The organism is Maribacter stanieri (assembly GCF_900112245.1).
GTDB lineage: Bacteria > Bacteroidota > Bacteroidia > Flavobacteriales > Flavobacteriaceae > Maribacter > Maribacter stanieri.
The window spans coordinates 506,742-527,630 of the sequence record NZ_FOYX01000001.1 but is presented as its reverse complement, the minus strand read 5'-3'; the positions used below and the strand labels follow the sequence as shown (position 1 = coordinate 527,630).

Genomic DNA, 20,889 nt, shown 5'->3' with positions numbered 1-20,889 from the left:
CTTCATGATTTAATCACTTTTTTTCTAAATTTTATAGGATTTTTAATAAAGTAAGATTATGAACGAGTTTTTTTTTAAGGCCATTAGAGAGGGTAGTTTTAATGAGGTTAAGTCTATGTTAGAAAAGAACCCTGTACTTATTAACAGTAAAGACACTAGAGGGTCAACCCCATTAATTTTGGCTACATACTATGATGAAATGGAGATTGCAACGTTGCTTTTAGACAAGGGAGCAAAAATTGATGCTGTAGATGCTTCTGGAAACACTGCTTTAATGGGTGTTTGTTTTAAAGGTTTTACAGATATTGCAAAATTGCTGATTGAGAAAGGTGCGCAATTGAATGAAAGAAATGCAATGGGTGCAACTTGCCTTATTTATGCGGCACAATTTAACCGTTTGGAAATAGCCAAATTATTAATGGCAAATGGTGCGGATAAAACAATTAAAGATAATAGGGGAAATACAGCATTGGATCATGCAAAAACTCAGGGTTTAAATGCTTTTATAGATATGCTTGAATAATATGTATGGCACAAGAAAAAGGTAATTTGAAAATAGCTCTAATTCAGTCTGCATTACATTGGGAAAATCCAAGTGCCAATAGGAAAATGTTCAGTGCTAAAATTGAACAAATTGTAGAAGATGTTGACTTAATTGTTCTTCCAGAAATGTTTTCAACAGGCTTTACCATGTCTCCAGAGAATATTAAAAATGAAGAAGGGTCAATTACATTGAGTTGGATGATGGATATGGCTGCCAATATAAATAGCGCAGTAGTAGGCAGTATTGTATTTAATGAGGATGATACACATTACAATAGACTTTTCTTTGTAGAACCCAATGGAAAATATGTTACATATGACAAGAGACATACTTTTACTTTGGCAGGAGAGCATGAAAAATACACCGCAGGTAATAAAAGATTAATTGTTAATTATAAGGGATTTGCCATTTGTCCATTAATCTGTTATGATCTTCGTTTTCCTATATGGAGTAGAAATACAGAAGATTTTGACATTCTATTATATGCTGCAAATTGGCCAACTCCAAGAATTAATGCATGGGATGCTCTATTAAAAGCACGTGCCATTGAAAATATGGCATATTGTATTGGTGTAAATCGTGTTGGAGCCGACGGATTAGGACACAATTACCCTGGTCACTCAAGTTTATATGACCCTCTTGGGGAATTAATTTCCCTTTCAAAAAAAGAAGAGGTGCTAATTGTTGATGTCGTTAAGAATGAAATAGATTTAATACGGAATAAACTACCCTTTTTAAATGATAGGGATAGGTTTAGTCTATTAGATTAAATGTCTCTATTTTTTCCCAGTTAGCCCGTAATTCTATTAATGTAGGATAATAACTTATTTTCTCAGGTTGTCTTTTTTCTAAGAAACTGCCTGTATCCCATTTTCCATTCTCGTTATTGTCGAATATTACACGAGCTTGGTATTTACCAGGATTTAAATTGTCAAAAACATATTGCTGCGGTTCGGTAGCGTAAATCTCGCGTTGTATAGCGCCCTTTTCGTTCGTTAGCTGAACAATTATGGGGTAGATAATTGAATTGCCATTTAGATTTAAGGTTAAGTTTCCATAGTCCGCTATGCTTTTGGTTTTAAAGGAATATGCCACAGAATCATTAGTAGTTTCAAAAAAATCTGTCACGGCACCCGGTATAAGCTCCATTCTATAGCTTTGGTCAGGGTCAATTTTAAAATCGAAATTCAATAAATTTTCTAATGTATCCAGCTTTAATTTGTAAGCTATCTCAATAGAATCCTTATCCATCAATTTTATTTTGGTACTATCAAAACTAACTAACGGCGTATTGCTAAGAAGATTAATAGGTTTGTTCATTTCAATATTGCCTTTTTGGCTCATTGCTATTTTTAATGAATCAAATGCAACTTTTCTATTCTTTACTTTAAATGTGTCCTGTATTTTTAATGCTTCATTGGTAATCGTAAAAAGAAGGGAATCCATTTCATAAGGTGTAAACCAAAAATTGATAGTGTCCTTTTCTCTTTCTTTCATAATCTTGGTTCTAACAGAGTCTGGTATTTCTGTAAGAGATTCAATCTTTATATCTGTACCAACCCCATAATAGCCAAAGCTAATTTTGTTACTTGCTTCCATACTAGGCACGGCAACACCGTAATCTGGTATTTCCTTAAAAAGATTCAGTAGGTAAATGGAATCTGTTGGTAGATTTATAGTATCTTTTACGAACCCTATTTTATCTGTTTTTTGATCAAATCTGTTGTTGCTAGAGGCATCTTTTATACCAAATAGGGCATATTTTCCTTCTTTTAAATTTTTTAGTTTAAATATTACGGCACTATCGAGTGTGTTGGTAATATAATTGGGTGGCTTTTTATAAACTGTAGAGTCTGTATAGCTTGTGTCTATTTTATAGAGCATTACACTAACAAAATCATCTGCTTTTTTATTGAATGCATCTTTAACAACTCCTGTAAGTTCTAAAGAGTCAATATAATTGCCGGTAGAAAAAACATAGGTAAAAAATGAATTTGGGTTTTCCTCATTATTATCTACAATTCCTTGCCCAAAGTTGAAGGTGTATGTGGTATTAGGTTCTAAGGTGTCTTTAATAATTATTTCTACATATTTGTTAGCATTCCCCATTGGAGAAAGTACAGGCGAATTTTTTAAGGGAGGAGATATTATAAGTTGTTTTTGAATATCTTTTAATTTTACCAATTCATTGAAGTAGAGCCTAATTTTATTGCCCTTAAAATTGGTCGTCAAATTAGGTGGTTCTGCTCTTGTTAATTCTGGAGGAGTAATATCTTTTGGTCCACCAGTAGGGGTGCCACGTTGTGCACATTGATAGGATACCAAAACAATGATAAAAACAAATATAAAACCTAAAATTTTTCTGCTCATTAGTGTGATTATCGACCGCAAAGAAACAACATATTTATAGAATTTAATTCTTTGGAACTACAGCAATGCTAGAAATGTAAATTTCTACACCCTCAATATCTTTAAAAGTATTGGCACAAATTTCCATAGTAGCACCAGTGGTAATTACATCATCAACCAATAAAATGGTTTTATTTATAAGGGTTTCACTATTTTTTATCTCATATAAAGACCGGTTGTCATACCATCTGCTTAATCTATTTTTTTTGGTCTGTGTTTTTGTGTTAGCTGTTTTAACAAGTAAATCATCTGCATAAACAGCATTAATATGAAAGGCTATTTGTTTAGCAAAAAGTGTCACTTGGTTGTAGCCTCTTTTTTTTAATTTTTTTCGATGAAGGGGAATAGGAATAACAAAATCAATTTGTGGTAAATCGCCTTGTTCTTTTAGAATTTGACCGTGCCAATCGCCCAAAAACCGTCCTATTCCTTCTTGATTCTTATATTTTAAAAAATGTATGAGATTTTTTACGATTCCAATTTCGGTAAAGAATAAGAATGAATTTGCCTTTTTTATGTTAATTCGACCATAAAAAATACGGTCAACGGCATTTTCATCGTTAAATGTGTACTCGGTAAGAGGTAATTGATGTCGGCAAGATGTGCAGAGTATAACCTCTCCTCTATATAATCGTGCATTACATCCAAAACATGATATGGGTAACAGTATGTTGGTAACATCCTTTAGTATATTTGAAATTCTGTTTTTCATCAAATTTTACAGATTAAACAACCTACAGCCCACTTATTAAATGGACAGTCAAGATAACAAATTCAATTATAAAATAATACTCGCGGCATTTGTTGCGGTTATTATAGCATTATTAATTGCTTTCTATTATAGTTATGCCCAGTCAAATGCTGAAATAGATTTTCTAGAACAAGAAAAATCAATTTTGGTAAAAGACCTTACTTTGATGAAAGCAGATGTGGATCGTTTATCTGCTAAAAGTGAGATGAACGAAATTGAATTACAAGATTCAAAATTTAAAGTTCAAGAGCTTTTAGATTCAGTTGGGCGTTTAAATTTTACCGTAAAAAAATTAAGAGAGTTTAAAACAGAGTTACGTAGGTTAGAATCTAAAAACGATAGCTTAATTTTAAAGAACAATTTTTTACGTTATAATAACATGTTACTTACAGATAAGTATGATGAGTCTCGTAAGCAAATAGAAAATCTTAGAGCTAATAGTAACTCTTTAGCAGAAGCGGAAGCTTTACAGAGAAGAAAAATCTTAGAACTAAACCAGAAATTAAAGACCAAGAGTTATTTAAAAATGGCTAATTCTGAAGGAAGCGGTTTTAGATTAATTCGTGGAACAAAACCAACCAAAACCAATAAGGCATCAATTATAGAGAAATTAAGAGGTTGTGTAACTATTTTGGCAGACGAAAGTGAAGCCGGTAATGACAAAATAGTTTATTTACAGTTTCTTGATCCTAACAAGCAGATCATTGAAGACAACGCCAATACTATTACTGTTAATGGAAATGTTTATAGTAAAAGAGTTGAATTTTCTTTTACTGGAGTTGACATGTATATCTGTGAATCTATTACCATTCCAGAAGGTTCTTTAATGGAAGGTAATTACACATTAAATGTGTTTGAAGACGAACGTTTGATTACTTCTTCAGAATTTCAACTGAAATAACTACTTTTTTTTTAGGTATTATTCTATTTTTACATAATGGCAAAGCAAGAAGATGATTTTAAGCGTGTAATTTCTCACGCCAAGGAATACGGTTATGTATTTCAATCTAGTGAAATTTATGATGGGTTAAGTGCTGTATATGACTACGGTCAAAACGGTGCAGAACTAAAAAAGAATATACGTGAGTATTGGTGGAAAGCCATGGTGCAACTTAATGACAATATTGTTGGACTAGATGCTGCTATTTTCATGCATCCATTAACTTGGAAGGCATCAGGGCATATAGATGCTTTTAATGACCCATTAATAGATAACAAAGATTCCAAGAAAAGATATAGAGCTGATGTTCTAGTAGAAGATTATGTCGCTAAAATCGATGCTAAAATTGAAAAAGAGGTCAATAAAGCTGCAAAACGTTTTGGAGAAGCTTTTGATAAGGAGACTTTCTTAAAAACGAATCAGCGTGTAGTCGATTATCAAGAACAAGGAAAAACAATTTTAAGCAGGTTAGGTAAGTCTTTGCAAAATGAAGATTTGGCTGACGTAAAAGCACTTATAGAGGAGTTGGATATTGCTTGTCCAATGTCTGGATCTAAAAACTGGACAGATGTAAAGCAGTTCAATTTGATGTTCGGTACAAAATTAGGTGCCAATGCAGAAAGTGCTATGGACTTATTTTTAAGACCGGAAACTGCGCAAGGTATTTTTGTAAACTTCTTGAACGTTCAAAAATCTGGTCGAATGAAACTTCCTTTCGGAATTGCACAGACCGGTAAAGCTTTTAGAAATGAAATCGTTGCTAGACAATTCATTTTTAGAATGCGAGAATTTGAACAAATGGAAATGCAATTTTTTATTCAACCAGGTACTCAAAAAGAATGGTACGAAATCTGGAAAGAAAAAAGAATGAAATGGCACTTGTCATTAGGTTTAGGGAAAGATAATTATCGTTTTCATGATCATGAGAAATTGGCACATTATGCTGATGCGGCATCAGATATTGAATTTCGTTTTCCATTCGGTTTTAAAGAATTGGAAGGAATTCACTCCCGTACTGATTTTGATTTAAGTAGTCATGAGAAGTTTTCAGGTAAGAAATTACAATATTTTGATCACGAGGTAAATAAAAACTACGTGCCTTATGTATTGGAAACATCTATTGGTTTAGATAGAATGTTCTTGGCAGTATTTTCAAATTCACTAAGAGAAGAACAATTAGAGAACGATACTACTAGAACCGTTCTAAAGCTGCCAGCAGTTTTAGCACCGGTAAAAGCAGCAATTTTACCACTATTGAAGAAAGATGGCTTACCAGAAGTTGCTCATAGTATTGTAAATGACCTTAAGTGGGATTTTAATGTTACTTATGATGAAAAAGATGCCGTTGGTAGACGCTATAGAAGACAAGACGCTAATGGTACTCCATTCTGTATTACTGTTGATCATCAAACATTAGAAGATCAAACAGTTACTATAAGACATAGAGATTCTATGGAACAAGAGCGTGTTGCTATATCTGCATTAAATGGTATTATTCATGATGCGGTAGATATGAAGACGTGGTTGAAGAAAATAGAATAAACTACAAGGTGTAGGTTAATTTTACACCACCATAATAATTTAGATTGTTCCCAGGGTAGAAATACCTTGGGGCATTTCCTCCAAATCCACTAGCATTTATTAAGACAGACTGCGCATATTTTGTGTTGGTTAAATTGTTGATGCCAAATTCTAATCCTACTCGAAACTTTTCTGATATTTGATTCTTATAACCTAATTTTAAGTTTAAAATATTAAAAGAATCACTGTAGAGGGAATTTGCATCTGTAAGCGGAATTTCGTCAATAAATTGGTGAGTAATATTTGCAAACAAACCATTTCCAAAATTGGTCTGTATTCCTGAGTTAATTTTATATTTTGGTACTCCGGTCAATGCATTTCCAGAATAATCTTCGTTGGCTTCATCATCTATAAAATCTACAAATTTGTGATTGCTATACGTGTAATTTATAAATGGTGAAATTCTTATTTTATCAGAAATTTTAATTTTGTAGCTGAAGTCTAGATCAACACCTTGGTGTTTTGTTTTGCCGGCATTACGGCCAATATATTGGTTGTCACTAACACGTTTAGCTACCAGTAAATTTTTAATGGGCATTAGGTAAAAAGCGATATCTAATTTTAACCTATCATTTTGGCTTTTATGGTTGATGCCTATTTCATAGTTTGTACCGGTTTCTTGAACGATATCGGGATTAATTATTCCTTCAGGTGTTAAAGTCTCCTCAAGACTTGGATTAGAAAATCCGCGGCTAATATTTGCGTAAAATTGATTGGTTGGTGAAACAGTGTAATTAATATCTAAACTTGGTAAGAATAGTGCTTTAAAATCTCTGTTGGCGCTAGTATTAGTATCTCCTGAGTTGAAAAGGTCCCTAAAGTCATATTGGGTTTTATTAATGTTTAATCCTAATTGCGCGGTTAATCTAGTTGTTAAAGAATAAGAAGCTGTAGCAAATGCGTTTATTTGACTGCGAAATTCTTTATTTTGAGATAGCCTATCGCCTTGTAGACTTCCATTGCCATTATTCTCTTGGTATAGATTATCAAAAGTTCCCCAAGAATATTCATCTTTATAAAGTTCGCCGCCAAAAGTGTAAAAAAGAGAATTGTCAAGAATGTTAATATTGCCAGAAAACAAAGTTCTCAGTCCGTATCCATTTGTATTTTCATCTAAAATATTAAAGGGTGCGGGTTCGTAGTGGTCTAAATAAGTATAGAACAAACTAGTTGTATTTTTTAGTTTAGAACTAGCCTTGTATGTGTGAGAAAGACCAATAAGACTATAGTTGTTGTCTTCGTATCCTTTAGCTGACCTCCACGTAAAGGCAGCTTGTGTAGGGTCTTCATCAAAATCTTCTTGGCTTATTGAGCTAGCGATTTGAGCTGAGTAATCAATATGATTTACCAGAAGTCCGATTTCACTTTTTTCTGAAAGTTTGAAAATGGTGTTTAAAAGAAATCCGTCACGTTCAAATCTGTTGTTTTCGCGGTATCCATCAATCTCCATATGTCCATATTGAAAGGTCATATAAAAATCCTTTTGTGAATGTGTAAATCCTAAACTATTTTTAAATAATCCGTAAGACCCAATAGTAGTATTATTGGTGAATTTAGTAGGTTGGTCGCTAAGTTGTTTTGTATTTAATATAATTGCGCCACCTAAGTTCGTTCCAAATCCTGAACCTTTAGGGCCTTTGATAACTTCTACAGAAGTTAAGTTTTCTAAATCAAATGCCTCTATAGTAGATGAACCAGTGCCGTTGGTAACAGGAATGTTATTGTAATAAAGTCTAAGTTTATCCGTACCAAAAGGAGTTCTAGAACCTACACCTCTTATTGTAATTCTGTTAGTGTTCAGTGCGCCAGATAGGGCATACAAACCAGAGATTTGATTTATGGAACTGATAAAATCGACTGGACTATAATTTGAAAAAGTTGAAGCTCCAATGGTCTGCGAAGGAATGATGCCTATAGCGTTTTTGGCAGTAAGCGTATCTATTACAATTACTTCGTTTAATTGCGTAATTCTATCATTTTCAATAGTAGTTTGCGCAAAAATATTTGATGAAATAATGATAAGCGGTAATAGTCGTAAAATTTTGTTCATAGAGGTGTAAACCCCAAAAATACCTATTAAAAGCGGAAACCTAAAGATAAACCGGCTTTGAACATAAAGTCATTTTGAAAATCTTCAGGATTAATATTTCTACCTAGTCCACCATTTAGTTCAATTGTAAATTTTTGGCTCCTAGTTGCCCATTTATAACCACCACCTAGACCTAAGGCTACGGTAGAATAGTCGTAATTTCTATTACCTAAATTTTCAGAATCGTCATCATCTTCACCAGTGTAGTAAAGTCCAAATATTTCTGCAAATAAGCCACTTTTTGGTCCATAACCAAAATATGCTCTTAAATTAGGTCCAATACCAAAGTTACCATTGTAATCTGTTGCCTTACCATCAAAATATAGGGTTCCTCCTATACTTGTATCTTCATTTATGTAATATTCATAGCCAAATTCAACCGTAGTGGAAACTAAAAATTGACCAATGTTCAACTTTACTTCATGGCTGTTTTCATCATTGCCATAAGCCTGAGCGAATGAAGAAGTAGTTGTAAATAATACTAAAAGGAATAAAATAAACTTGTACATGAGATGCGTTTTAATATGCAAATAAAATTTTAAAGCTGTGAAATTATGATTTTAATAGAAAGTATACACCTTTAATCTTCAACTCTTTTTTATTTTTAAGCCAAAATGTAGATAGATGAAAATCATATCCTATAATGTAAACGGAATTAGGGCGGCTATTAGAAAAGGATTTTTAGATTGGTTGGGTACTGTATCTCCAGATGTAGTCTGCTTGCAAGAGATTAAGGCAAATGAAGATCAATTAGACCTTTCTTTATTTGAAGATGCAGGTTATAAATACAACTATTGGTATAGTGCGCAAAAGAAGGGGTATAGTGGTGTAGCCATATTATCTAAAACCGAGCCAGATAAAGTTGTTTTTGGTACTGGTATAGATTATATGGATTTTGAGGGAAGAAATATTCGAGCAGATTTTGGAGATATTTCTGTTATGAGTATGTATCTGCCATCGGGAACAAATATGCAGCGCTTAAATCATAAACTTACATATATGGATGATTTTCAAGAATATGCCAATAAGCTGAAATTGACAAATCCTAACTTAATAGTACTTGGCGATTATAATATTTGCCATGAAGCCATAGATATTCATAATCCCGTAGGATTAAAAAATGTATCGGGGTTTTTACCGGTTGAAAGAGAGTGGTTGGGAGATTTTTTAAAGAGTGGTTTCATAGATAGTTTTAGGGAATTTAATTCTGAACCAGAAAATTATACCTGGTGGAGCTATAGGGCAAATGCTAGAAATAACAATAAAGGTTGGCGTTTAGATTATGCTATGGTTGCTTCTACTTTAAAGGATAGATTAACTAGATCTGTTATTCTTTCGGAAGCAAAGCATAGTGATCATTGCCCTATTTTAATAGAGGTAGAGAGTTAGCGAAAAGGGTGCAAGAACCCTTGGTTTATTTAGTAGTTTTGTATTTAATGTTAGCAAATAATTAAGTTGAATGATTTATACCAATTTACCCCATACAGATATTGAAGTAAGTAAAATTTGTCTAGGCACTATGACCTGGGGTAATCAAAACACCGAAGAAGAAGGTCATGAGCAAATAAATTATGCCATTGACAAAGGTGTTAATTTTTTAGATACAGCAGAGTTATATCCAGTTCCGGCGCATAAAGACAGGTATGCAGCTACTGAAAAAGTTATTGGTAATTGGTTTAAGAAAAATGGTAATAGAGAAGATATAGTTTTAGCTTCAAAAATTGCAGGAAAAGCCGATATGACGAAGTTTATTCGTACTACCGGTTTTACCAGGGAATCAATTATTGAAGCCGTTGAAGGAAGTTTGCAGCGTTTACAAACAGATTATATTGATTTGTATCAACTACATTGGCCGGACAGGAGCACTAACTATTTTGGTCAAAGAGGATACAAACATGATATATCTGACCATTGGGAAGATAACATTCATCAGGTTTTAGAAACCATGCGAGATTTAATTCGTGAAGGCAAAATTAAACATGTAGGTATATCTAATGAAACGCCATGGGGAACTATGCGCTTTTTAGAGGAAAGTAAAGTTCATGGAACATTGCCTAGAACAATAACTGTTCAAAATCCTTATAGTTTATTGAATAGACTGTTCGAAGTAGGTATGGCAGAAATAGCTATGAGAGAGCAGGTAGGTTTGTTGGCATATTCTCCGATGGGCTTTGGTGCTTTAAGTGGAAAGTATTTAGGTGATAGAATGCCAGAAGGTTCAAGGTTAAGTCTATTTCCGCAGTATAATAGATATATTGGCGATACAGCTGTGGAGGCGACAAAAAGATATTATGATTTGGCACAAACCAATGGTCTTTCATTAGCACAAATGGCATTGGCATTTGTAAATTCTAGACCTTTTGTTACCAGTACGATTATAGGCGCTACAAGTATAAGGCAATTAGAAGAAAATATTGGAAGCATAGATGTGGATCTATCTGATGATATCATTCAGCAAATTGAAGGTATTCACAACTCCATACCTAATCCGGCACCATAATATGCAAAACCTTGTACTGTTACAAGTCGGATTCGGACAGGTAATTCTTATTATAGTGGTAATTGTCGTTATTATGGTTTTGGCCAGAATAATGAGAGATAAACGCTAGCCGAATAAATTAGCTGCCACTTCTTCGATTTTAGAAGCCAAAAGAATTTTTATTTTGGTCGATTTGAGTCCTATTTTATTATTCTTTGAAATGATAATAGTAGTGTACCCGAGCTTTTCGGCTTCAAGAATTCGTTGCTCTACTCTTTGTACAGGTCTAATTTCACCAGCTAGTCCAACTTCGGCAGCAAAGCAAATACCCTTATCAATAGGGATGTCTTCATTGCTTGATAGAATTGCTGCAACAACGGCTAAATCGATTGCAGGATCGTCTACTGAAATACCACCGGTTATATTCAAGAAAACATCTTTTGCTCCAAGTTTAAAACCTGCCCGTTTTTCTAATACGGCCAATAGCATATTTAATCTTTTTGCATTGTAGCCAGTTGTTGAACGTTGAGGTGTGCCGTAAACAGCTGTACTGACCAAAGCTTGAATTTCGATGAGTAATGGCCGCATACCTTCAACGGTCGAGGCAATGGCGGTACCACTTAATCCATCATCGTTTTTAGAAATCAATACTTCTGAAGGATTATTGACTTCGCGCAATCCGCTGCCTTGCATTTCATAAATACCAAGCTCTGCGGTTGATCCGAATCTGTTTTTTAGCGATCTCAGAATACGATATACATAGTTTCGATCACCCTCGAATTGAAGAACGGTATCGACCATGTGTTCTAAAATTTTAGGCCCGGCAATAGAACCATCTTTAGTAATATGACCGATAAGTATTACGGGTGTGTTCGTCTCTTTGGCAAATTTTATAAGCTCTGCCGTACATTCTCGAATTTGAGAAATGCTACCTGCAGCAGACTCTATATAATCTGAATGTAATGTTTGTATAGAATCGATAACTACAATATCTGGTTCTGTAGCTTCAATTTGTTTAAAGATATTTTGAGTTTTTGTTTCCGTTAGAATAAAACAGGTTTGGCTGTTTGGGTGAATTCTATCGGCCCGCATTTTAATCTGTTTTTGGCTTTCTTCACCAGAAACATATAGTGTCTTATAGGGTAGTTTTAAAGCGATTTGAAGAAGGAGCGTACTTTTACCAACGCCGGGTTCGCCGCCAAGTAAAACTAGGGCGCCAGGTACTAAGCCGCCACCAAGAACTCTATTGAATTCAAGGTCAAAAGTGTTTAGGCGTACTTCTTTTTCAATACTGATTTCATTCACCAAAAGAGGTTTGGATACTCTTTTTGATGCTTGTGAAGAGGACTTCCAATTGGTTTTTTCTTCTTTTTGCACTACCTCTTCAACAACGGTATTCCATTGTTTACAGGCAGAACATTGTCCAACCCATTTCGCATATTGAGTTCCGCAATTTTGACAAAAAAAAGCAGTTTTTGTTTTGGCCATCTTTAGCTTTTAAGGTGTGGCTAAAGGTAGCAAGAAGTTTGAAACGAGTATATCTTAGAAAGAAATTAAAAATTAATTTTCACCTGATCTTTCTTTTTTAAAAGCGCTAAAAGCTAGGAAAAATGAAGCCCATGCCATAAATAGGGCAATACCATTATAGGCTAATATAAATTCTCCTTTTAATCCAAAATAAGTAAAGAGCACTCCGGAAAACACGAAGTACATTGCGTCAATTTTAATCATAATTAAGTAGGTTGGGCTAATTTGGGACTAGCCGTTTATTAATTCTGTTTAAAAACCGAAATCGGCTTTTAGTGCATCCATTTTTTCAAGGGCCATTTCTTTAGTTAAAAAATCTATTTCTTCCATTTGAAAAGCTTTTTCAAATGTTCTTAATGCTTTTTTAGGTTCACCTAGTTGTTCGTAGTACTCAGCTTCAAAATAAAATCCAAGCATAGTTTCTGGGTATTCTTTTTTACAAAGTTCAGATAATGGTTTTAACGATTCAAAATCTTCCTTTTTTCTAGATGCTGCATATATTGCCATTACATCGTTCAGCTCAACAGGTTTGCTAAAGCCAAACATATCAACAATACCTTGGTACTTATTTTCTAAATAACTGTATACAGGATCATCGCTAGTAAGAATTTGAGTCTTATATTCTTTAGGGCTAATTGGCTTAAACATCCCGAATATGTTATCAAATGCCTTGCCGATACCGTATGTGGCAACAGATATATGATCGGCGTTTTTATATTCATCAAAGAAATAATGTAAAGACTCCTTTTCTAATGCTTTAAGGCTTTTGTCCATTGACATAATCCTTTTCTTATCATTGCTGTCTTCGCCTTCTACAATTAACTGATAGAATATTTGATTTTCTATAATACCTAAACGCATAGGGACCCTACTTTCCATTTCCGGAGCAAGAGTTGGAGATATGCTTACATAACCATCAAAAATAGAATTGTCTTTAAACAACCAATAGTTCATGAAACTTGCGGTGATGTCATAACCAACTACCATTTTAAATGGTGCTGTACTATAATTAAGATCTAAGTATGGTATAAGTTCCATGCCTATAAACTCATAAAAATTTTTACCTTTTTCTGATGGAAGACCGCTGTCTGGATCAAAGGAGCAATCTTCGTACCTAATATCATTTTTACTTTGGTTTATGCCTACAACTATACTTTGTGGCATACCATGAAAACGACTATAAAATTTTGATGTCGCTACAACTTGTTCAAAAAGATATTCACCGTCAAGTACTATAATTAGGGGGTACTTTTTGGTTTCATCCATTTTCTCTGGAAAATAATATTGAACGTCTCTTCTTTCTTGAAGCTTAAACGATTCAAATATTTCTTGTGTCACTTGAGAATAGGATGTAATCCCAAATAAAAGTGCGAATATTAAAGATACATAACGCATAGAGGTAGTAATTGTTAGTTGTAAGATACTATTTACTTCTGTTCAATAACGGTAATAGAAGAAAAGATATTGCCCCAAAAACGACTATCATCAAAGTCTGTGCAATCCAAATTATCCATCCAAAGGCATCACCTGATACTGCGCTGATTCCAAAAATCGCTAAAGCGCTGCTTACTGCAATAGGATAAAGACCAATACCTCCATTTGTAGTTGCCATAGCGAATGCCCCAGCTACGAAGGCAACCAAGAGCTGGCTAAGGGAAAGTGAGATGGTTTCAGGTACAGTGAATTTAATAATCCAAAGCATACCTATATAGCATCCCCAAATGAAAAAAGTGTGCAGTATAAACAGCCATTTGTTTTTCATTTTAAAAATGCTAAAAACTCCGTCTAGTAAACCTTTTACAAAAGTTTTGATTTTAATGGCAAATGCGTTCTTTGACTTTTTAATGATAAACACGAATAAAAAGAACAGAACGATTCCAAAGATAGCAAGTAAAATAAGTCCAGTTATATTAAACCCACGTGCTTGAAGAATGCCCATAATTATATCTGTCTGTAGCAGAAATGCAATAGTAACCACCAAGAGTAGCATAATTACATCTATAACCCTTTCGGTTACAATTGTTCCAAAGCCTTTTTCAAATGGAACATTTTCGTATGTAGTTAGGGCTGTTGCCCTTAGAATTTCACCTGTTCTAGGAATACCTAGATTAGCAAAATAAGAAGTTAAAATTATTAGAATATTATTAATTAGTTTAGGTTTATATCCAAGAGGTTCTAAAAGATAATTCCATCTAATTGCTCTAGATACATGCCCTAAAACACCAAGTAAAACGGAAAGAAATACATAAAATGGGTTTGCTTCTTTTATGTAGAATATTATTTCTTTTCTATTCTCAGGGGTTGTAGAATTGTAAGAGTACCAAACTAAAAAAACTCCCAATGCAATTGGGAGTATAATCTTAAGATTTTTTTTTACTGAATTCTTCAACGTTAAGTTAAAAGATTGTTTGCTTCGTTAGGGAAAACTAAAGATGGATTGAATTTTTTTGCATCTTCAATATCCATCCAAGTATAAGAAATTAAAATGAGAATATCACCAACTGACACTTTTCGTGCAGCTGCACCATTTAAAGTTATTTCTCCACTTTTTCTTGGGCCAGGTATAATATATGTCTCTAAGCGTTCGCCATTGTTATTATTTACGATCTGAACTTTTTCGCCACGAATAAAGTTTGCGGCATCCATTAAATCTTCATCAATTGTAATGCTGCCAACATAATTAAGATCTGCACCGGTAACTTTTACACGATGTATTTTTGATTTAACTACTTCTACTTGCATATCTATATTCTAATTTAGGGCTATATTATCAATTAGCCTTACGTCTTCAACGTAAACGGCAATAAATGCCCTGTATTTTACATTATTAATTTTATTGTTGATTGGGGTCAGTGTTTCAACATCGGTGATATCAAAATATTCTAATTCAAATTCATCGTTTTTTTGAAATTCATTTATAACCCAATCTTTAACATTCAATGCATTTTCCATGCCAAATTTATTTTTGGCGGTTTGCAATGTTTTATAAATGAATGCAGCTTTTTGTCGTATTTTTTTACTCAACCTTTCATTTCTAGAGCTCATGGCCAAGCCGTGATCTTCTCTAATAATTTCACAACCAATTATTTCTACAGGAATATGCTGTATTTCAGTAAGTTTTTGAATAATACGTAATTGTTGAAAATCTTTTTCCCCAAAATATGCCTTTGTGGGTTTTATAATGGTAAGGAGTTCTTCAACAATAGTGCCTACACCATTAAAATGATCGTCTCTAAATTCACCTTCCATAACCTTGTCAAGCCCTTCAAAATCATATATTTTGGGAACGACTGAATCGGTATATATTTCTGAAACTGCAGGAGTGAAAACAAAAATATCTTTTGAAATCGACGAAATCAATTTAATGTCAGATTCTAAAGTTTTAGGATATTTATCTAAATCTTCCTTGTTGTTAAATTGTGTAGGATTTACAAAAATACTGACGACTACTCTGTCGTTTTCATTTACCGCTTTCTGTATTAAAGAGGCGTGGCCTTTATGTAGTGCTCCCATAGTGGGGACAAGGCCTAGACTTAGGTTGTCGTCTAATTTACTTAATACTTCCTTAAGCTTATTTTTGGTCTCTATTACCAGCATTGAAAATTGCATTAGCGAGCAAACTTACTATAATTACTGCTAATCTCTATATTTTTTGTAATTTTGCACTTGCGTTCCAGTGAAAAATAAAATATAACCTTTATGAATGGAAAAAAGATATTATTTGTATCTTCTGAATTAGTTCCTTACTTACCCGAAAACGAAGTTTCCCTAATGTCTTATGAAGCACCTAGAATGGTCAACAGCAATGGTGGTCAAATTAGGATTTTCATGCCAAGATATGGGAACATCAACGAGAGAAGGCATCAATTACACGAAGTAATTAGACTTTCTGGAATGAATTTGGTCATTAATGATATGGATATGCCATTAATCATTAAGGTGGCATCTATCCCAAAAGAGAGAATACAAGTTTACTTTATAGATAACGAAGAGTACTTTAAGCGTAAAGCTACTTTTACTGACAAGCAAGGAGCTCTTTTTCCTGACAACGACCAGCGTGCAATTTTCTTTGCCAAAGGTGTTATGGAGACGGTTAAAAAATTAAACTGGTCGCCAGATATTATCCATGTTCACGGATGGATGGCAAGTTTATTACCATTGTATCTTAAGAAATTCTATGCAGATGAACCACTTTTTGCTGAAAGTAAAATAGTGTTGTCTGTGTACGGTAAAACTTTTGAAGGGGCTTTAGATAAGGATATGATTAAAAGAATAGCTTTTGATGGCATCCCAGAAGAAGCAATCGCATCATTAGCAGAGCCTACCTATAATAATTTGTTAAAGGTTGCTGTTGATTATTCTGATGCTATTATTTTAGCTTCGGAAGATATTCCTGAAGAATTAGAAAGCCATATATCCAACCAAGAAAAACCAGTGTTGCCATATGTCCCCGTTCAAGAGTTTGAGGAGGCTTATGCTAATTTTTATAACACCGAAGTTTTAAAATAATCTGAATGAATTTTATTGTTAAGTCCGCTATCCCTAAGTTATCGGGGTTGTTTTTGGTATTGGGTCTTTTGGTTGCTTGCGAGCAAGATTTAACAACTGTAGGTTCAGGTGTTGTTGGGAATGAGCCATTTACGACCGGTAAGGAAGTATATGATGTTTTTGCCTACAATAAGAATATTGAGGCGGTACAGACCAATAAATTGCCAATTTATCAATTGGGAACTTATAATGATCCAATTTATGGTAAAACACAAGCATCTGTAACTTCTCAGTTATTTCTAAGTGCTGCTAATCCGTCGTTTGGTAATTTATCTCAAGATAAAGAAGATAGGGAGGGTATAACAGATGAATCTATTACAACAATTCAGGAAAATGAAACAATAAAAGAGGTGTATCTTTATATTCCTTTTTTAACTAATTCATTGGATAGTGATGGTGATGGTGTTGTAGATGAATATGATTTAGAACCAGATAATAGTAGTAATGATAATGATGGTGATGGTGTTTCCAACATTGTAGAGACAGCATCTAATACAGATCCGTTAGATAGTTCAAGTGTTGATGCCGATAGAGATGGGTTGAACGATGGAGATGGTGAAACTATTTTTGCAGACAGTTTTGCCGAAAAGGTTGAATTGGATAGTATTTATATAAACGGGAAGAATTATGATGATGTAAGTAAATCCCCTTTACCTTCATTTAATTTAAAGGTAGAGCGTTCAACTTTTTTCTTGCGCGATTTAGATCCAAATGCAAGTTTTCAAGAAGCGCAACAATATTATTCAAATCAAGTATTCTCTCCTGATTTTGTTACAGGCGACCCTTTGTTTGAAGGTGTAGTTGAAATTATTGATGAAGAAATATTAATTCCTAATGAAGATGATGAATCCACAGAAGATGTTGATGAGTCTCAAACATTTACTAAGTTACAACCTGGAATTAGAGTGGCTTTAGATAATGAATTCTTTCAAAATAATATTCTAGATAAAGAAGGAAGTTCAGAATTGTTAAGTCAATCTAATTTTACTGAATTTATTCGTGGTTTACATTTTTCAATTGTTGATCAAGAGGGTAATGATGTATTGGTCATGTTTGATCTTAAAAGTGCTAATATCACAATGACTTACAGTTATGATAATTACGATACTAATGGTACCATTGACGATACTAGTGATGATAACCCTAATAATATTTTAGAAAAAGATTTTACATTTTCATTCTTGTCTACGGTTGCAACTGGGGTTTCTGGAAATGCTGTAAATACTTTAATTACCGAAAACTACGGTCCTCAAATTTTACAGGCGTTGGATAACGGTGAAAATGCTTCTAGATTATATTTAAAAGGTGGTCCTGGTACTTATGCTGAAATAAATCTATTTGAAGAAGATGGAGGCGAGAGTGTTGTTGAGCAAATTAGAAGTCAAAATTGGGTTATAAATGAGGCAAATTTAATTTTCTATATTGATAGAGACCAATTAGACGCAGCTGGTAGTGCAATAGAGCCGCCAAGATTGTATTTGTATAATACAGAAAATAAATTTCCTTTAATAAATACGCTAACTGAACAAACTGATCTTGAATCATCTAGCCTATTTGGTGCATATCTTAATTTCGATGGGATAATAGAAAAGTCTAACGGTAAAGGTGTACAGTATTCTGTTAAGATTACAGACCATATCAATAATATGGTTGTTAGGGATTCTACGAACGCTACTTTGGCATTGACATTAACAACAAACATTCAGAATTGGAGTATTGCTGATGCAAAGGTTACAAATGGTGAAACGGAATTACCTACAACTTCTACAGTCACTCCATTAGGTACTATCTTGTACGGTAGTAATATTCAGGCTACCGATCCTAATTTTGATAAGCGATTAAAATTAGAGATATCTTATACAAAGGCAGATTAACGTATAATTTTTAGGTTACATTCATTTATTTTATCGATGGCATACCAGCGAAGGATTATTAACGTTGTATATCCTAAATAGTCTAAATTTTGGGCATGTTCGTATATCTAACATGCAATTAGATTTTAATAAAATTTTCAAACAAATAGTATTATGTGCGGAATTGTAGGTTACATAGGATATAGGGATGCTTTTCCTATCGTAATTAAAGGACTTCAGAGATTAGAATATCGAGGATATGATAGTGCAGGTATTGCACTATATGATGGTAATCAAATTAATCTTGCTAAGACAAAAGGTAAAGTTGAGGACTTAAAGAATAAAGCTAAAAGTATTTCTCAAGAAGGAAGTATAGGTATTGGTCATACACGTTGGGCTACCCACGGTGTTCCAAATGATGTAAACTCTCATCCTCATTATTCTAATTCAGGTGAATTAGTAATTATTCATAATGGAATTATCGAGAATTACGAGTCCATTAAGCAAGAGTTGACAAAGCGTGGTTATATATTTCAATCAGACACAGATACTGAAGTTTTAGTTAATTTAATTGAAGAGGTTCAAAAAACTGAAGGTGTTAAATTAGGAAAGGCAGTTCAGATAGCGCTTAATCAAGTGGTAGGTGCATATGCTATTGCAGTTTTTGATCAGAAAAAACCAGATGAGATTGTTGTTGCCAAATTAGGTAGCCCTTTGGCTATTGGTATTGGTGAGGGAGAATTTTTTATTGCTTCAGATGCCTCTCCTTTTATCGAATTTACTAATAATGCTGTTTATCTTGAAGATGAGGAAATGGCAATTATTAGATTAGGGAAAGAAATTAAGCTTAGAAAAATTAAGGATGACTCAGTGGCATATCCTAATCTTTTAGAGCTTCAAATGAATCTAGAAGAAATTGAGAAAGGTGGTTATGATCACTTTATGTTGAAAGAGATTTATGAGCAACCTAGAGCAATTAAAGACACTTATAGAGGTCGTTTATTGGCGGATCAAGGTTTAATTAGAATGGCTGGAATTGACCTTAATATGGAAAAATTCTTAAATGCCAATAGAATTATAATTGTAGCATGTGGTACTTCATGGCATGCAGGATTAGTAGCTGAATATATATTTGAAGATTTAGCAAGAATTCCTGTGGAAGTGGAATATGCATCTGAATTTAGATATAGAAATCCTGTTATTACGGATAAGGATGTTTTAATTGCAATTTCACAATCAGGTGAAACTGCTGATACCTTGGCAGCTATTAAATTAGCTAAAGAAAAAGGAGCTTTCGTTTTTGGTGTTTGTAATGTTGTTGGGTCTTCTATCGCTAGAGAAACCGATGCAGGTGCATATACACATGCAGGCCCTGAAATTGGTGTTGCTTCTACAAAAGCGTTTACTACTCAAATCACAGTTCTTACTCTTATTGCATTAAAATTAGCGAAAGCTAAAGGTGTTTTCTCTGAGTCAAAATATCATGAATACTTGACTGAATTAGAGAATATACCAAACAAGGTTGAAAAATCTTTACAGTCAAATGCACTTATTGAAATAATCGCAGACGTATATAAAGACTCAACAAATTGTCTTTATTTAGGAAGGGGTTATAATTTCCCGGTGGCATTAGAAGGTGCACTTAAATTAAAAGAGATAAGTTATATTCATGCAGAAGGATATCCTGCTGCGGAAATGAAACACGGTCCAATAGCATTAATAGATGAGCATATGCCAGTTTTTGTAATAGCAACTAAAAAGGGGCATTATGAAAAAGTGGTAAGTAATATTCAAGAAATAAAATCTAGGAAAGGTAAAATTATAGCTATAGTTACTGAAGGTGATGAGCAAGTTAGAGATTTAGCTGATCATGTAATTGAGGTTCCTGAGACTTTAGAAAGCCTAACTCCTTTGTTGACTACTATACCACTACAATTACTGTCATACCATATTGCGGTAATGAGAGGTTGTAATGTAGATCAACCTAGAAACCTGGCTAAATCGGTTACGGTAGAATAAATTAATTTTTTATCACATTTTAAAAAGGGCATGATTCATTTCATTCCCTTTTTGCGTTTAAAAACCATTTTTTGGATAATGATTTTATCACTGTTATTTTAAAGTTAATTGCGTATATCTTAGAAATTACCATGGATAATTACGGAAAT

The 20,889-nt window shown here is 33.6% G+C and carries 19 protein-coding genes; 9 read left to right on the top strand and 10 right to left on the bottom strand.

Features of this window, described 5'->3' with window-relative positions; all coding sequences use genetic code 11:
- The first annotated feature begins 58 nt into the window (after window positions 1-58).
- Together BM296_RS02285 and BM296_RS02280 are read left to right on the top strand one after the other, a co-directional pair.
- Entirely contained in the window at window positions 59-523 is a 465-nt protein-coding gene (locus BM296_RS02285; protein ID WP_027065776.1) for an ankyrin repeat domain-containing protein, read from the top strand.
- 5 nt (window positions 524-528) lie between these two features.
- Window positions 529-1,314, top strand: coding sequence for an amidohydrolase (locus BM296_RS02280; protein WP_091901156.1), 786 nt, complete (start codon window positions 529-531; stop codon window positions 1,312-1,314).
- Here the strand turns inward: BM296_RS02280 and BM296_RS02275 are convergent.
- A complete protein-coding gene (locus BM296_RS02275) occupies window positions 1,298-2,914 on the bottom strand; it encodes an Ig-like domain-containing domain (protein WP_091901155.1) in 1,617 nt (538 codons plus the stop codon). The genes BM296_RS02280 and BM296_RS02275 overlap by 17 nt on opposite strands.
- A gap of 43 nt (window positions 2,915-2,957) precedes the next feature.
- The gene (locus BM296_RS02270) at window positions 2,958-3,665 is read right to left on the bottom strand and encodes a ComF family protein (RefSeq protein WP_091901154.1); all 708 of its coding nucleotides are present in this window, start codon (window positions 3,663-3,665) and stop codon (window positions 2,958-2,960) included.
- Between the two features lie 40 nt (window positions 3,666-3,705).
- Here BM296_RS02270 and BM296_RS02265 point away from each other — a divergent pair, with 40 nt between their 5' ends.
- Both BM296_RS02265 and BM296_RS02260 read left to right on the top strand, forming a co-directional pair.
- Window positions 3,706-4,605: a DUF8428 domain-containing protein gene (locus BM296_RS02265; RefSeq protein WP_091901153.1), complete on the top strand. Its 900-nt coding sequence runs from the start codon at window positions 3,706-3,708 to the stop codon at window positions 4,603-4,605.
- A gap of 36 nt (window positions 4,606-4,641) precedes the next feature.
- Window positions 4,642-6,186 carry a glycine--tRNA ligase gene (locus BM296_RS02260; protein WP_091901150.1) on the top strand — a complete coding sequence of 515 codons (1,545 nt, stop codon included), beginning with the start codon at window positions 4,642-4,644 and terminating at the stop codon, window positions 6,184-6,186.
- A 1-nt stretch (window position 6,187) separates the two neighbouring features.
- Here the strand turns inward: BM296_RS02260 and BM296_RS02255 are convergent, their stop codons facing one another.
- Together BM296_RS02255 and BM296_RS02250 are read right to left on the bottom strand one after the other, a co-directional pair.
- Entirely contained in the window at window positions 6,188-8,275 is a 2,088-nt protein-coding gene (locus BM296_RS02255; protein ID WP_091901148.1) for a TonB-dependent receptor family protein, read from the bottom strand.
- A 26-nt stretch (window positions 8,276-8,301) separates the two neighbouring features.
- On the bottom strand, window positions 8,302-8,823 hold the full coding sequence (locus tag BM296_RS02250) for a DUF3575 domain-containing protein (RefSeq protein WP_027065782.1): 522 nt from the start codon (window positions 8,821-8,823) through the stop codon (window positions 8,302-8,304).
- A 115-nt stretch (window positions 8,824-8,938) separates the two neighbouring features.
- On the opposite strand from BM296_RS02250, the gene BM296_RS02245 reads away from it, so the two are divergent.
- The gene (locus tag BM296_RS02245; RefSeq protein WP_091901146.1) at window positions 8,939-9,703 is read left to right on the top strand and encodes an exodeoxyribonuclease III; all 765 of its coding nucleotides are present in this window, start codon (window positions 8,939-8,941) and stop codon (window positions 9,701-9,703) included.
- Between the two features lie 70 nt (window positions 9,704-9,773).
- The gene (locus tag BM296_RS02240) at window positions 9,774-10,814 is read left to right on the top strand and encodes an aldo/keto reductase (protein WP_091901144.1); all 1,041 of its coding nucleotides are present in this window, start codon (window positions 9,774-9,776) and stop codon (window positions 10,812-10,814) included.
- A 105-nt stretch (window positions 10,815-10,919) separates the two neighbouring features.
- Here BM296_RS02240 and radA read toward each other — a convergent pair whose 3' ends face one another.
- The 6 genes from radA to panC all read right to left on the bottom strand — a co-directional run bounded on the left by radA (window position 10,920) and on the right by panC (window position 15,917).
- The gene (gene radA / locus BM296_RS02235) at window positions 10,920-12,281 is read right to left on the bottom strand and encodes a DNA repair protein RadA (protein ID WP_091901142.1); all 1,362 of its coding nucleotides are present in this window, start codon (window positions 12,279-12,281) and stop codon (window positions 10,920-10,922) included.
- Between the two features lie 72 nt (window positions 12,282-12,353).
- Window positions 12,354-12,524 carry a hypothetical protein gene (locus tag BM296_RS19360; RefSeq protein ID WP_155941599.1) on the bottom strand — a complete coding sequence of 57 codons (171 nt, stop codon included), beginning with the start codon at window positions 12,522-12,524 and terminating at the stop codon, window positions 12,354-12,356.
- Window positions 12,525-12,572: 48 nt separating this feature from the next.
- Window positions 12,573-13,715: an alpha/beta hydrolase gene (locus BM296_RS02230; RefSeq protein WP_091901140.1), complete on the bottom strand. Its 1,143-nt coding sequence runs from the start codon at window positions 13,713-13,715 to the stop codon at window positions 12,573-12,575.
- Window positions 13,716-13,743: 28 nt separating this feature from the next.
- On the bottom strand, window positions 13,744-14,709 hold the full coding sequence (locus tag BM296_RS02225; RefSeq protein WP_091901138.1) for a lysylphosphatidylglycerol synthase transmembrane domain-containing protein: 966 nt from the start codon (window positions 14,707-14,709) through the stop codon (window positions 13,744-13,746).
- A gap of 2 nt (window positions 14,710-14,711) precedes the next feature.
- The gene (panD, locus tag BM296_RS02220; RefSeq protein WP_027065788.1) at window positions 14,712-15,062 is read right to left on the bottom strand and encodes an aspartate 1-decarboxylase; all 351 of its coding nucleotides are present in this window, start codon (window positions 15,060-15,062) and stop codon (window positions 14,712-14,714) included.
- A 9-nt stretch (window positions 15,063-15,071) separates the two neighbouring features.
- A complete protein-coding gene (gene panC / locus BM296_RS02215; protein WP_091901136.1) occupies window positions 15,072-15,917 on the bottom strand; it encodes a pantoate--beta-alanine ligase in 846 nt (281 codons plus the stop codon).
- Window positions 15,918-16,019: 102 nt separating this feature from the next.
- On the opposite strand from panC, the gene BM296_RS02210 reads away from it, so the two are divergent.
- From BM296_RS02210 to glmS, 3 genes are all read left to right on the top strand, one after another.
- Window positions 16,020-16,829, top strand: coding sequence for a glycogen/starch synthase (locus BM296_RS02210; RefSeq protein WP_027065790.1), 810 nt, complete (start codon window positions 16,020-16,022; stop codon window positions 16,827-16,829).
- Window positions 16,830-16,834: 5 nt separating this feature from the next.
- Window positions 16,835-18,742: a DUF4270 domain-containing protein gene (locus tag BM296_RS02205; protein WP_091901134.1), complete on the top strand. Its 1,908-nt coding sequence runs from the start codon at window positions 16,835-16,837 to the stop codon at window positions 18,740-18,742.
- Window positions 18,743-18,895: 153 nt separating this feature from the next.
- A complete protein-coding gene (gene glmS / locus BM296_RS02200) occupies window positions 18,896-20,740 on the top strand; it encodes a glutamine--fructose-6-phosphate transaminase (isomerizing) (protein WP_091901132.1) in 1,845 nt (614 codons plus the stop codon).
- Window positions 20,741-20,889: the final 149 nt, after the last annotated feature.

Excerpts from the sequence above, each read along its gene's own strand:
- BM296_RS02255 (WP_091901148.1), bottom strand. The coding sequence starts at position 8,275 with ATGAACAAAATTTTACGACTATTACCGCTTATCATTATTTCATCAAAT.
- BM296_RS02285 (WP_027065776.1), top strand. The coding sequence starts at position 59 with ATGAACGAGTTTTTTTTTAAGGCCATTAGAGAGGGTAGTTTTAATGAG.
- BM296_RS02240 (WP_091901144.1), top strand. The coding sequence starts at position 9,774 with ATGATTTATACCAATTTACCCCATACAGATATTGAAGTAAGTAAAATT.
- BM296_RS02205 (WP_091901134.1), top strand. The coding sequence starts at position 16,835 with ATGAATTTTATTGTTAAGTCCGCTATCCCTAAGTTATCGGGGTTGTTT.
- BM296_RS02250 (WP_027065782.1), bottom strand. The coding sequence starts at position 8,823 with ATGTACAAGTTTATTTTATTCCTTTTAGTATTATTTACAACTACTTCT.
- BM296_RS02265 (WP_091901153.1), top strand. The coding sequence starts at position 3,706 with ATGGACAGTCAAGATAACAAATTCAATTATAAAATAATACTCGCGGCA.
- BM296_RS02245 (WP_091901146.1), top strand. The coding sequence starts at position 8,939 with ATGAAAATCATATCCTATAATGTAAACGGAATTAGGGCGGCTATTAGA.
- BM296_RS02275 (WP_091901155.1), bottom strand. The coding sequence starts at position 2,914 with ATGAGCAGAAAAATTTTAGGTTTTATATTTGTTTTTATCATTGTTTTG.
- BM296_RS02270 (WP_091901154.1), bottom strand. The coding sequence starts at position 3,665 with ATGAAAAACAGAATTTCAAATATACTAAAGGATGTTACCAACATACTG.
- panD (WP_027065788.1), bottom strand. The coding sequence starts at position 15,062 with ATGCAAGTAGAAGTAGTTAAATCAAAAATACATCGTGTAAAAGTTACC.
- BM296_RS19360 (WP_155941599.1), bottom strand. The coding sequence starts at position 12,524 with ATGATTAAAATTGACGCAATGTACTTCGTGTTTTCCGGAGTGCTCTTT.
- BM296_RS02210 (WP_027065790.1), top strand. The coding sequence starts at position 16,020 with ATGAATGGAAAAAAGATATTATTTGTATCTTCTGAATTAGTTCCTTAC.
- BM296_RS02280 (WP_091901156.1), top strand. The coding sequence starts at position 529 with ATGGCACAAGAAAAAGGTAATTTGAAAATAGCTCTAATTCAGTCTGCA.
- glmS (WP_091901132.1), top strand. The coding sequence starts at position 18,896 with ATGTGCGGAATTGTAGGTTACATAGGATATAGGGATGCTTTTCCTATC.
- BM296_RS02260 (WP_091901150.1), top strand. The coding sequence starts at position 4,642 with ATGGCAAAGCAAGAAGATGATTTTAAGCGTGTAATTTCTCACGCCAAG.
- panC (WP_091901136.1), bottom strand. The coding sequence starts at position 15,917 with ATGCTGGTAATAGAGACCAAAAATAAGCTTAAGGAAGTATTAAGTAAA.
- BM296_RS02230 (WP_091901140.1), bottom strand. The coding sequence starts at position 13,715 with ATGCGTTATGTATCTTTAATATTCGCACTTTTATTTGGGATTACATCC.
- radA (WP_091901142.1), bottom strand. The coding sequence starts at position 12,281 with ATGGCCAAAACAAAAACTGCTTTTTTTTGTCAAAATTGCGGAACTCAA.